Origin of the sequence: Photorhabdus sp. RM323S, assembly GCF_042879375.1 — a bacterium.
Lineage (GTDB): Bacteria > Pseudomonadota > Gammaproteobacteria > Enterobacterales > Enterobacteriaceae > Photorhabdus > Photorhabdus tasmaniensis.
This window is the reverse complement of sequence record NZ_JBHFKZ010000018.1, coordinates 47800-60861: the sequence shown is the minus strand read 5'-3', so window position 1 is coordinate 60861 and position 13062 is coordinate 47800. Positions and strand designations below refer to the sequence as shown.

Annotated in this window: 9 protein-coding genes; 5 read left to right on the top strand and 4 right to left on the bottom strand. The window is 41.0% G+C overall.

The features are described 5' to 3' along the window. The first annotated feature begins 378 nt into the window (after positions 1–378). Positions 379–1464 carry a flavin-containing monooxygenase gene (locus ACGF7G_RS10305; RefSeq protein WP_387465214.1) on the top strand — a complete coding sequence of 362 codons (1086 nt, stop codon included), beginning with the start codon at positions 379–381 and terminating at the stop codon, positions 1462–1464. A gap of 234 nt (positions 1465–1698) precedes the next feature. Here ACGF7G_RS10305 and ACGF7G_RS10300 read toward each other — a convergent pair whose 3' ends face one another. Further along, on the bottom strand, positions 1699–2538 hold the full coding sequence (locus tag ACGF7G_RS10300; RefSeq protein ID WP_387465212.1) for a helix-turn-helix domain-containing protein: 840 nt from the start codon (positions 2536–2538) through the stop codon (positions 1699–1701). Between the two features lie 587 nt (positions 2539–3125). Continuing rightward, complete coding sequence (gene ilvY, locus ACGF7G_RS10295) at positions 3126–4007, bottom strand: HTH-type transcriptional activator IlvY (RefSeq protein ID WP_387465210.1); 882 nt, start codon at positions 4005–4007, stop codon at positions 3126–3128. Between the two features lie 191 nt (positions 4008–4198). Between ilvY and ilvC the strand changes: the two genes are divergently transcribed. After that, positions 4199–5677 carry a ketol-acid reductoisomerase gene (ilvC, locus tag ACGF7G_RS10290; RefSeq protein ID WP_387465209.1) on the top strand — a complete coding sequence of 493 codons (1479 nt, stop codon included), beginning with the start codon at positions 4199–4201 and terminating at the stop codon, positions 5675–5677. Positions 5678–5898: 221 nt separating this feature from the next. Beyond that, entirely contained in the window at positions 5899–7926 is a 2028-nt protein-coding gene (rep, locus tag ACGF7G_RS10285; protein WP_387465207.1) for a DNA helicase Rep, read from the top strand. A 57-nt stretch (positions 7927–7983) separates the two neighbouring features. Here rep and gppA read toward each other — a convergent pair whose 3' ends face one another. Together gppA and rhlB are read right to left on the bottom strand one after the other, a co-directional pair. Continuing rightward, the gene (gppA, locus tag ACGF7G_RS10280; RefSeq protein ID WP_387465248.1) at positions 7984–9480 is read right to left on the bottom strand and encodes a guanosine-5'-triphosphate,3'-diphosphate diphosphatase; all 1497 of its coding nucleotides are present in this window, start codon (positions 9478–9480) and stop codon (positions 7984–7986) included. A gap of 8 nt (positions 9481–9488) precedes the next feature. Further along, on the bottom strand, positions 9489–10775 hold the full coding sequence (rhlB, locus tag ACGF7G_RS10275) for an ATP-dependent RNA helicase RhlB (protein WP_387465205.1): 1287 nt from the start codon (positions 10773–10775) through the stop codon (positions 9489–9491). Between the two features lie 118 nt (positions 10776–10893). Here rhlB and trxA point away from each other — a divergent pair, with 118 nt between their 5' ends. Next, on the top strand, positions 10894–11220 hold the full coding sequence (gene trxA / locus ACGF7G_RS10270; protein ID WP_133813922.1) for a thioredoxin TrxA: 327 nt from the start codon (positions 10894–10896) through the stop codon (positions 11218–11220). Positions 11221–11692: 472 nt separating this feature from the next. Next, the gene (gene rho / locus ACGF7G_RS10265) at positions 11693–12952 is read left to right on the top strand and encodes a transcription termination factor Rho (protein WP_023043607.1); all 1260 of its coding nucleotides are present in this window, start codon (positions 11693–11695) and stop codon (positions 12950–12952) included. Positions 12953–13062 lie beyond the last annotated feature (110 nt).

Genomic DNA, 13062 nt, shown 5'->3' with positions numbered 1-13062 from the left:
ACGGGTAAAGAGTCGATAAACTCATTTTTGTTTATTATAAGTTATAGCAATAAAGCATAAATTACGTAGGAAAAAAGGATAGTGATTAATAATTACATTTTATTGAATAAATTGGCTATATTATTGTTCCGATCATTATATGGATTTGTCAATATTGTTAAAATTATGATAAAAATAGCTGATTTATTCAAAATGACCACTTCAATACGAATATGACCAGTTAATTCAAGTGATTTCTTTAATTGTGTTTTATATTTTTGTGAAGTTCGTTGTTTTTTGATCTATTGAGTGTTTTTTTATAGATTTTTTCATTGTCCTAAGATTGAGATAGTGATAAAAATAAAATATAGATAAATGCTGAATTAAAAACGAGTACGCATGATGAAAATGGATTGCTTAATTGTGGGGGCCGGTCAAGCCGGATTAAGTTTAGCTGCTATTCTCGCGGCTAAGAATATTAATGTTTGCATATTAGAGCGAGAGGCGCGTATTGGTGATGTGTGGCGCAGACGCCCTGATAATATGTTGTTATTCACTTCACGTGGTATGACTCAGCTTCATGGCTTGCCGTTTCCTGGAATTGAAGATGGCTATCCAGATAAGAATGAAGTTGCTGATTACCTTGAGCGTTATGCTTCACACCATAACCTAACGATATATACTCAAACTGAAGTGGTTGAAGTGAAACATGATAAAAGTGGCTATAGCGTTAAAACAAAAGATGGGAAAATATTTAATGCACTTTGTCTGGTTAATGCAACAGGTGCTAATCAATTAGCTGATATTCCGGGACTTTCTGAGCAACTGTCTACTGATATACAACAAATTGGGGCGGATCAATATCAGGAACCTAAACAAATTAAAGCAGGCAGCAGAGTCGCTATTGTTGGAGATGGTGCCAGTGGTCGCCAGATTGCCAAAGATTTAGCGGCGACGGCGAAGGTGACGTTATTTTGTGGTTCTTCCCGTCCTCTCTTACCTAATAGAATAATGGGTAAAGATATCTTTTGGTGGTTAAGTAAAAGCGGTCTGTTGTTTGCCAATTATTACAGTCTGGTAGGGAAAATCATGCGGCGGCGTAATCCCATTCCTTGTGGAGAGCTGAAAAACCACCGATTAGCCGCTTTTGGTATAAAAATAGCGAATAGATTAGTTGATATAAAAGATAATAAGTTATGTGATTTGTCTGGTAATCAATATGAGGTCGATACTGTTATCTGGTGTTTGGGGTATAAAGACAATACGGTGTGGTTAACTCTTCCCGGTGCTGCGGATGCCAACGGATTCGTTTGTAAAAATGGGCATGAAGAAGGTGGGAAAACACCTTATCCTGGGTTATTTATCGTCGGGCGGAAATGGTTGAGTAGCCGTGGTTCTGAACTTATGTTAGGTGCTTATAAAGATACAAGTCGAGTAGCTAAATGGGTAGAAAATTATCTAAAAGAGCATGTATCATTAAAATGAATAATTAATACAGAGTAGTGATATTTCACTCTGTATGTTTTATTTGTTGTGAATTCATGAATTATTGGATGGTATTGCTATGGTGTTATCCTGAATTCTGTATCATTACTAAAATTGCATAATATTAGGAATAGAATGATACAGAATTGCTAACATATTGGATTTGATAATGACAAATATAAATAGAATTTATTTGTTTTGGATAATTTATCAAAAATACTATTTATTCGTGAGTCAGATATTCTGCTTTGGAAAATTTAAATCTGCTAACACTGATGATAAATTTGATTGTTTTCTTTGTGCTTGTTGTGTTTTATTCATACTGGCATTTTTTAATTCAGAAGGCCTTAACCCATATAGCATCATGCAGGTACGACTGAAATGTGCACTGTCGGAAAATCCGCTATTACAAGCTAATAAAGTCAGTGAGTCCGATAAATGTATCTGGTTAATAGCATGATGTAGGCGTTTCCATAATAGATAACTGCGGAAATTAGTCCCCATTTTTTCCCGAAATAGATGTAAGAACCGACTTTCAGATAAATAGAGCTGATCTGATATTTCACGGGAAGATATACATTTAACGGGTAATTCAGTGATAAGAGAGGCTGCTTTCATGATTCGTTTATCCTGATAACAATGACAGTCTTCTATTTTACCTAATAGGTTATTTAGGATAAAAATATCTGGAGCAGTTTCTGATTGTAAACAATTAATAAAATAATTTGCTATCAAATCGGATGATTCTTGACTTAAATATATTATATCTGAACCCATCATCTGATGTGATAATAGATGGCATAGAGGATTGGCTGGATCTATCAGTAAATTAAAACAGAGTTGTCCTTCTGAATGTAATTTATGTTTAATATTAGAAGAAATAATGAATCCATGTGCTTGTTTCGATTCATTTTCAGTGTCAATCCTCATGAGTGAATTATGTGGTGATACACTTAATTGTATACAAGGATGGTGATGCCACTCTGTGTTCATATTATAAGAGAAAACGAGATCTTGTAGGTGGAATTTATAGAATTTAATAAAATATGGCGCTTTGTCTATTTTATGTAACATAATATTGTCCTTTATTAAATCATTTTGTGTGTTTGAATTAATTGTTTTATTTAGTTATGATAAATTAATGATATTATTTTTCAATTAAATTAAATCTTAAGTAATTATTATTGATAACTATATCATGGAAATATTATTAAATGTTTTCTCTGAAATTAAAAATACCTCCTGTAATATCCAGCAAGAAATTATTTCATTATTATAAGATATTGTTATGACATGGAAAAAGAATCACTTCCCACTGTGTTTTCAGACGGTGGAATATTCAATATTGTTGTTTTTACTAGCCAATTTCAACAACGCCTGAATTTCTCAGAGTTAAATGGCTATTATTCAATTGATATAATTAAAAGTATTTTCTTTAGTAACATAATTAATGACCAAAAATTTAATGAGGACTAATCTTTTCATATAATTATTATTGATTACTTATAACTTATATTAAACATATTATCATGAAAACAATATGGTTATTTTTTTATGTTCTTTGTGAATTATGTCACATGAATCATAAGTATATTGGCATAATGCCAAAAGTGGGTGATATCAGACTTGTAATGAACAAAAACACCTGCTAATGCAGTTCCTTATAACAACCCCCAAAACGCTTTAATCAAGGGTTCATTCAGTCGTTTTCTCTGTACACATATACCCAATTCGAATGGCTCCACCAGAGAAATATTGTTCAGTAACGATATGCGATTGCGTACTGGTTCGGGGCTGTTCTCTACCACTACGTTGGGAATTAATGCAACGCCACAACCCAATGCAACCATAGAAACAATGGCTTCGTGACCGGATACTGTAGCGTAAATCAATGGGTTGTTAATTTTATGGTGGCGAAACCAGAACTCAATGCGCTTACGTGAAGGACCGTGTTCCGGCAAAATAAAGGGAATGTTATTCCAGTCGGGGCTATCTTGTGTGGCGAGTGCCCGTACAGTACAGGGAAGGGAAGGCGCGATCAGTATCAACGGTACTTCACCGATTTTGGTGAAACTGACATTATCTGGCAATTTTTCCGGCTTACCGGCGATGCCTAAATCGGCATCATTAGACTGTATCTTATTGACCGCATCTGCGGCATCACCGGTAGTGAGTTTGATTTCAACCAGAGGATGTTCTGCACGGAAACGATCAAGGATCTGTGGTAAGTGACTGTAAGCCGCAGTCACTGAACAAAACAGGCGTAATTCGCCACTTAGAGAAGGATTTTGTTGATTTAATGAGTGCTGTAGTTGCTGATATTGTAACAGCGTTTGTTGGGAGAACTGTTTAAATTGCTCGCCGGCAAACGTCAGCTTTACGGTGCGATTATCCCGTAAGAGTAATGAATACCCCAATATATCTTCAATACGCTGGACTTGGCGGGATAGGGTGGATGGACTGACGTGCATTGCTTTTGCTGTGCGGCCAAAATGACAGCTTTCAGCCAGATGCAGAAACAGTTTGAGATCACGTATATCCATAGTCTATTCACCTTATTCCTGCCTAATAATCAGTGTTGCATAAAATGCAATGTAGTATTGTTAATATATCAATTTAAGCAATGCCTTTCATGTCATATATTGAAAATATGCAACCACCTAATAAGGTGGGGAAATCTAAAAAATAGTCGCAGCACTTGATTGCTGAACACAACATGATAACGGAGTCACTAATGGCTAATTATTTTAATACGCTGAACTTGCGTCAGCAGTTGGCACAGTTAGGTAAATGTCGTTTTATGGCGCGGGAAGAGTTTGTTTATGAGGCAGGATATTTAAAAGGTAAAAAAATAGTCATCGTCGGTTGCGGTGCGCAGGGGTTGAATCAGGGCCTGAACATGCGTGACTCCGGTTTGGATATCGCTTATGCCTTGCGTAAAGAGGCGATTGAAGAAAAACGAGCTTCATGGCGTAAAGCAACTGAAAATGGTTTTCAGGTTGGTACTTATGAAGAGCTGATCCCGCAGGCTGATTTGGTTATTAACTTGACGCCAGATAAACAACACTCTTCTGTTGTTCGCGCAGTTCAGCCGTTGATGAAAGAAGGTGCTGCACTGGGTTACTCTCACGGTTTCAATATTGTTGAAGTGGGTGAGCAAATCCGTAAAGACATCACGGTTGTAATGGCAGCGCCCAAGTGTCCTGGTACGGAAGTTCGTGAAGAATACAAACGTGGTTTTGGCGTTCCTACCTTGATCGCGGTTCACCCGGAAAACGATCCGAAAGGTGAGGGTATGGCGATCGCTAAGGCATGGGCAGCGGCAACAGGTGGTCATCGTGCTGGCGTTTTGGAGTCTTCTTTCGTTGCGGAAGTGAAATCTGACTTGATGGGTGAACAAACTATTTTGTGCGGTATGCTACAGGCGGGTTCACTGTTGTGTTATGACAAGCTGATAGCAGACGGCACTGAATCAGGTTATGCAGGAAAGCTGATCCAGTTTGGTTGGGAAACCATCACGGAAGCACTAAAGCAAGGTGGTATTACCCTGATGATGGATCGTTTGTCTAATCCGGCAAAATTGCGGGCATATGCGTTGTCTGAGCAGTTGAAAGAGATCATGACGCCACTGTTCCAGAAACATATGGATGACATCATTTCGGGTGAATTCTCTTCCGGTATGATGGCTGACTGGGCTAATGATGATAAGAACCTGTTAGGTTGGCGTGAGGAAACCGGGAACACTCAGTTTGAAAATTCACCGCAATATGATGGCAAAATCAGTGAACAGGAGTACTTTGATCACGGTGTTTTAATGGTTGCTATGGTGAAAGCCGGGGTTGAACTGGCATTCGAAATTATGGTTGATACCGGTGTTATTGCGGAATCTGCTTATTATGAATCTCTGCATGAATTACCGTTGATTGCGAATACAATCTCTCGTAAGCGTCTGTATGAAATGAACGTAGTTATTTCTGATACTGCCGAATATGGTAACTATCTGTTCTCCCATGTTGCGGTTCCATTACTGAAAGAGAAATTTATGGATTCACTACAGGCAGGTGATTTAGGTAAGCCTGTTGCTGATAACGGTATTTATAACGCCCAGTTACGTGATGTTAACGAAGCTATTCGTAACCATCCCATTGAAGTCGTTGGTCGTGTATTACGTGGTTACATGACAGATATGAAACGTATTTCTGTTGGTGGTTAATATCAGATTGAGTTAAAGATAAAGGGGGAAGAAATTTTCCCCTTTAAATTTAATGACAAATAGTTGCTGAGATGAAAGATGTACCAAGTGCTGAGTAGTAAGTGATTATTATCAACCTGTAGGGTTTCTGCTCCTTAATTAAAGAAAACGGCGTTTCTTCTCCCTCTTTCTGCTACAATTCCAGCCCCGAAGCACTGTCCTGATATAACTCATTGAACATCATGCGATTAAATCCCAGCCAACAACAAGCAGTTGAATTTGTTACCGGCCCTTGTCTGGTTCTGGCGGGGGCAGGTTCCGGCAAAACCAGAGTGATCACGAATAAGATTGCCCATCTTATTCGTATTTGTGGTTATCAGCCTCGTCATATCGCTGCTGTTACTTTTACTAATAAAGCAGCCCGGGAAATGAAAGAGCGTGTAGCACAAACTTTGGGACGCAAAGAGGCTAAGGGGTTAATGATTTCTACTTTCCATACGTTGGGATTGGAGATCATTAAGCGCGAGTACAAAGCGTTGGGAATGAAAAGCAATTTCTCATTGTTTGATGATCAGGACCAAATGGCTCTGCTGAAAGATTTGACAGCCGATTTACTGGAAGAAGATAAAGATTTACTACAAAAATTAATCTCTTCCATTTCAAATTGGAAAAATGATCTGCTTTCCCCACAACAAGCCACGGCATTGGCTTGTTCTGCTCAAGAGCATCAGTTTGCTGAATGTTATCGCCGTTATGATTTGCACCTGGCGAGCTGTAATGTATTGGATTTTGACGATCTGATTACCAAACCGACATTGCTGATGCAGCGTGATGAAGAGGTAAGAGAACGTTGGCAAAATCGTATCCGTTATTTGCTGGTAGATGAATATCAGGATACCAATACCAGTCAATATCAACTGGTTAAATTGCTGGTGGGACAAAGGGCCCGTTTTATGGTGGTGGGTGATGATGACCAGTCGATCTATTCATGGCGCGGCGCAAAACCACAAAATCTGGTGTTACTGAAAGAGGATTTCCCGAAGCTTAATGTGATCAAACTAGAGCAAAACTACCGTTCTTCCGGTTGTATTCTGAAAGCGGCTAATATTTTGATTGCTAATAATCCTCATGTGTTTGAAAAGCGGCTTTTTTCTGAACTGGGTTATGGTGATCCGCTGAAAGTCATTATGGCTAATAATGAAGAGCATGAAGCGGAAAAAGTTGTCGGGGAGCTGATTGCACATCACTTTATCAATAAAACTCAATATCAAGACTACGCTATTCTCTATCGGGGAAATCATCAATCCCGAGTGTTTGAAAAAATGCTGATGCAAAACCGCATTCCTTACCGGATTTCTGGCGGTACTTCTTTCTTTGCCCGCCCTGAAATTAAGGATCTACTGGCTTATTTGCGGGTGTTGACTAATCCTGAGGATGACAGTGCATTTCTGCGGATTGTTAATACGCCAAGGCGTGAAATTGGTGCCGCGACTATTCAAAAACTGGGTGAATGGGCTAATCAGCGCAATAAAAGCCTCTATCAGGCCAGTTTTGACCTTGGTTTGGAACAAAGTCTGACTGGTCGTGGGTTGGCAGCACTACAGCGTTTTACCCACTGGATGGATGAGATAGCCCGTCAGGTTGAGCAGGAACCTTTGCTGGCAGTACGTGATTTGCTGCATGGTATGGATTATGAAAGTTGGCTGTACGAAACATCACCAAGCCAGAAAGCTGCTGAAATGCGGATGAAAAATATTAATCAGCTATTTACTTGGATGAGTGAAATGCTGGAGGGTGATGAACTGAACGAACCAATGACGTTATCTCAGGTAGTCACGCGTTTCACATTGAGGGATATGCTGGAGTGGGGTGAAGAGGGTGAAGAGTTTGATCAGGTGCAATTGATGACTCTGCATGCCTCTAAAGGATTAGAGTTTCCCTATGTATTTTTGGTCGGTATGGAAGAAGGCCTGTTGCCTCATCAGAGCAGTATTGATGAAGAGAATATTGATGAAGAACGACGATTGGCTTATGTGGGAATCACTCGTGCTCAACGGGAGTTATTTTTTACTTTATGTAAAGAGCGTCGCCAATATGGTGAATTAATCCGTCCTGAACCAAGCCGTTTTTTACATGAGTTGCCCCAAGACGACTTACATTGGCCGCAAGATAAAAAAATCGTTACTGCTGAGGAGAGAATGCAAAAAGGGCAGTCGCGTATTGCGGATATCAAGTCGCGTTTAGGTCTTGGGCAAAAAAATAAGCAGTAAGTATATTAAAGACTCCCTGTATCACAGAGATACAGGGAAAATGATTGAGTTTAGGTTTTAGTTAATCTGTTCTTCCAAAACAAGTGGCCATTGAACATGACTTTGCCACTGAATTTCCTGCTGTAAAGATTCCGCCCGCAGAGGGTGTTGCATTAGCCAGCCATGAGGCAGTATTACCATCAGCGCTTCTCCGCTCACTTTTAAAACCAGAGCAGGGAGTGTGTCATCTCGGCGACGGCTGGTGAATATGATAGCTAACCGCAACAGGCGGCATAAACGTTGAATTTGTCTCAGAGGCAAAGCGTTTTGTTGACTGAAAGAAATCAAATCAATCGTGCCACTTTGGTTTTTCAGCAATGTGGCTAATAGTTTTTTCTGTGCCGGAGTATAGCCGGGGAGATCGAGGTAATTGATAAGGTAGGCTGCGTGTGATGGAGCTTGATGGAAATCAACACTCAGCCCAATTTCATGTATCAAACAGGCACTCTGTAATAATTCATGACATCGGCTATCCAGCTCCCAAGGTTTAGCAATTTGTTGTAAGAAGTGTTCAGCTAATTGTTTGACTCGTTGAGACTGTTCAGCATCCAACTGAAAACGACGTTGGATATTACGTAGGGTTCTGGTGCGAATATCTTGTTCTATCGGTAAATCCAGCATGCCGTAGACAAGACCTTCGCGTAGAGCGCCGCCCGCAAGGATCATACTTTCAATATTTAATGCCTGAAAAATAGCTATCAAGATAGCAAGACCACTTGGGAAAACCAGAGCGCGCTCCAGCGTCAATCCCTCTATTTCCAGCTCTTCCAGCTTACCGCATTTAATTGCTTTATGTTTGAGTTCCTGGAGTTTTGGCAAAGTGATCAGCTCATCCATACCCTGAGCAATCATGATTTCTTGCAGAGCCTGAACGGTACCGGAAGCTCCGACACAAATTTGCCAGCTTTGTTCGATAAGCTTTGAAGCAATAGGTTTCAGCGTTTCATGTGCGGCCGCTTCGGCTTTGGCAAAATTTTCTTCCGTTAAGCTACGGTCATGAAAATAGCATTCAAGCCAGGTAACACAACCCATACTCAGGCTGGATAACTGGGTGGCTTTTGCCCCATTCCCAGTGACCAGTTCGGTACTTGCCCCGCCAATATCTACAACTAAACGTTTTTCAGGGCCACCGGTCGTGTGAGCAACACCTTGATAAATAAGCCGAGCTTCATCTTCGCCGCTGATTACGGTAACCGGGCAACCCAGGATTTCTGATGCTTTTTTCACAAATTCACCTGAATTTTCGGCGATACGCAAAGTTGCTGTAGCAACAACGCGGATTTGTGATGGCGGTATATCCTGTAAACGTTCAGAAAAAATCCTGAGACATTGCCAACCTCTCTCCATTGCCTGTTGAGATAGGTGGTTATTTTTATCCAGTCCTGTGGCCAGTCTTACTTTACGTTTGATTCGTGCCAGTATCTGGATACTGCCAGATATTTCGCGCACAACCAGCATATGGAAACTGTTTGAACCCAAGTCGATAGCCGCATAGAGCGAAGAAGAACTCAGCATCATTTAATTCAGCCTGAACGTTTACGGTTATTACGTGGTGTATTATTGCGATGCGATAAATTATTACGGCGCTGATGGTTCCCTGAACGCGAGCGGTGGCGGCGTTTAGGAACCGGTAAATCTTTCAGCAATGCATGACTGTTATATTTGCTGACAGGAATGTTGTGCTGAATATAATCTTCAATCGCAGGCAGGTTCAGAGCATATTCTTCACAGGCTAGGCTGATTGAGTGACCACTTTCACCTGCACGACCAGTACGGCCAATGCGGTGAACATAATCTTCGCAGTCATCGGGTAAGTCATAGTTAAAAACATGGGTTACGGAAGGAATATGCAATCCGCGGGCTGCTACATCAGTTGCAACTAAAATATCAATATTGCCGTTGCTGAATTCTTCCAGAATGCGTAATCGTTTTTTCTGTGCCACATCACCGGTTAGCAGACCAACTCGATGCCCGTCAGCAGCCAGATGAGCCCAGATATCTTCACAACGATGTTTGGTATTGGCGAAAATAATGCAGCGATCAGGCCACTCTTCTTCCAATAACGTTTGAAGCAGACGCATCTTCTCTTCATTAGAGGGATAAAACAACTCTTCGCGGATGCGGTGTCCTGTTTTCTGTAACGGTTCCACCTCTACATATTCTGCATGATTCATTTGCTCAAATGCCAGTTCCCGGACCCGGTAAGAGAGGGTGGCAGAAAACAGCAGGTTCATGCGCTCATTTGCAGGAGGCATCCGGCGGAATAGCCAGCGAATATCTTTGATAAAACCCAGATCGTACATACGATCAGCTTCATCAAGAACGACAACCTGAATTGCATTCAGGTTGATATACTCTTGTTTGGCATAGTCAATCAAACGTCCGGTTGTGCCGATAAGAATATCAACACCGGATTCCAGCACTTTCAGCTGCTTGTCGTAACCATCACCGCCATAGGCAAGGCCCATCCTTAATCCGGTTGCCTGTGCCAGATCTTCTGCATCAGAATAAATCTGTACAGCCAGTTCGCGGGTAGGAGCCATAATCAGCGCTCTTGGCTGATTGGTCTGACGCTCCTTCGTTGCGGGATGAGTCAGTAAATAATGAAAAGCAGACGCTAAAAATGCTAACGTCTTCCCAGTACCGGTTTGCGCTTGCCCCGCGACATCACGACCTTCGACAGTGAAAGGTAATGTCAGTGCCTGTATCGGCGTACAATTAGAAAAACCCTTGTTATCAAGAGCTTCTATGACCTTGGGGTGCAAGGCGAAGTCGGAAAACTTCTTTTCTGTCAAGTGTGTTTTACTCATAGTGTGGTAGAATATCAGTTAACCATTGTTTTACGAAAGTGTATCCACTGAAATAAAGGCAAGCTTATGTCAGTAATGTTACACTAGCATGGTAAAAAATTATTCTTTGGAGTAAAAAATGAGCGATAAAATTATTCATTTGAGTGATGCTAGCTTTGATATTGATGTGCTTAAAGCCGCTGGCCCGGTTCTTGTCGATTTTTGGGCTGCATGGTGTGGACCATGTAAAATGATTGCACCTATCTTAGATGAAATTGCCCCAGAATATTCAGGTAAACTGACGATTGCTAAACTGAACATTGATGATAATCCGGCAACGGCTCCTAAGTTTGGTATCCGTGGTATTCCTACACTGTTACTGTTTAAAGACGGTCAGGTTGCCGCTACCAAAGTGGGAGCACTGTCAAAAACTCAATTGAAAGAATTTTTGGATGCTAATCTCTGATTGAAGTAAGATCACATTAATACCGGACGTTTAGCGTATACTATTATTTATTTCATTGACCGCTAGACGTCCGTAAAGAAGCGTGATAAGTTAGCGCCACTGCTTGTATCACATACATCTGTTAGACGTATGTTGCATACTGAACAATCTGTAGTGTCTGATAAGTCTGTTATCTCTGGATAGTCTAAAGTATCCAATGGGTTATACGGGAAAAATCTGGCGTATAGCTCGTTACGTTGAGATAGTTTTTATAGAAATCAGTAATGTTTCAGCATTATCTCAACAGCGTTTTTGACAGCCTGTCAGTCTTATTTGAGCTCAATCTTAGTACTTCAAATTACTACCTTTTTATATGAATAATGTATTAAAGGTCTTATTTGTTTTTTGTACAAAATAAACAGGCATCGATGACGCTGCCATACTATTCACGTTCATAGTTCGAGATATACCCCGAGTTTAAGAACCCACCATTATGAATCTTACCGAATTAAAGAATACGCCGGTATCTGAACTGATTACACTCGGCGAAAAGATGGGGCTGGAAAGCCTGGCCCGTATGCGTAAACAAGATATTATCTTCTCTATCCTTAAGCAGCATGCGAAAAGTGGAGAAGATATCTTCGGTGACGGTGTGCTGGAGATCTTGCAGGATGGATTTGGATTTCTCCGTTCAGCAGACAGCTCCTACCTTGCCGGTCCCGATGATATCTACGTTTCTCCTAGCCAAATCCGCCGTTTTAACCTCCGTACCGGTGACACAATTTCAGGTAAAATCCGCCCACCTAAAGAAGGTGAACGCTATTTTGCACTGTTGAAAGTTAACGAAGTTAACTTTGATAAACCAGAAAATGCCCGTAGTAAAATCCTTTTTGAAAACTTAACTCCTCTGCATGCTAATAATCGCCTGCGTATGGAGCGTGGTAATGGTTCCACTGAGGATCTGACTGCCCGTGTTCTGGATCTGGCTGCACCGATTGGCCGTGGACAACGTGGTCTTATCGTCGCTCCACCAAAAGCGGGTAAGACTATGTTGCTGCAAAATATTGCTGCTAACATTGCTCACAATCATCCAGATTGTGTATTGATGGTACTTCTGATTGATGAACGTCCAGAAGAAGTCACTGAAATGCAACGTCTGGTGAAAGGTGAAGTTATTGCTTCTACTTTTGATGAGCCTGCTTCCCGTCACGTTCAGGTGGCAGAAATGGTCATTGAGAAAGCAAAACGTCTGGTTGAACATAAAAAAGACGTTATTATCCTGCTTGATTCTATTACCCGCTTGGCTCGTGCTTATAACACGGTTGTCCCTGCATCCGGCAAGGTACTGACCGGTGGTGTAGATGCTAATGCATTACATCGTCCAAAACGTTTCTTCGGTGCTGCACGTAATGTGGAAGAGGGTGGAAGTCTGACTATTATTGCGACTGCGTTGGTGGATACGGGCTCCAAGATGGATGAAGTGATTTACGAAGAGTTCAAAGGCACTGGTAACATGGAGCTGCTCCTCTCCCGTAAAATTGCTGAAAAACGTGTCTTCCCGGCTATCGATTACAACCGTTCTGGCACACGTAAAGAAAATCTACTCACCACAACTGAAGAGTTACAGAAAATGTGGATTCTGCGCAAAATTATTCACCCGATGGGAGAAATTGATGCGATGGAATTCCTTATCAATAAGTTGGCTATGAGCAAAACAAACGACGATTTCTTTGACATGATGAAACGTTCGTAGTTTTTAACTCAGTTTACGATGATTTTAGTAAGCGCCACGATTTCGTGGCGTTTTTTGCATCCACGATTATGGTGTTATGTAAATATGGTATGTATTTTGCAAACATTTCA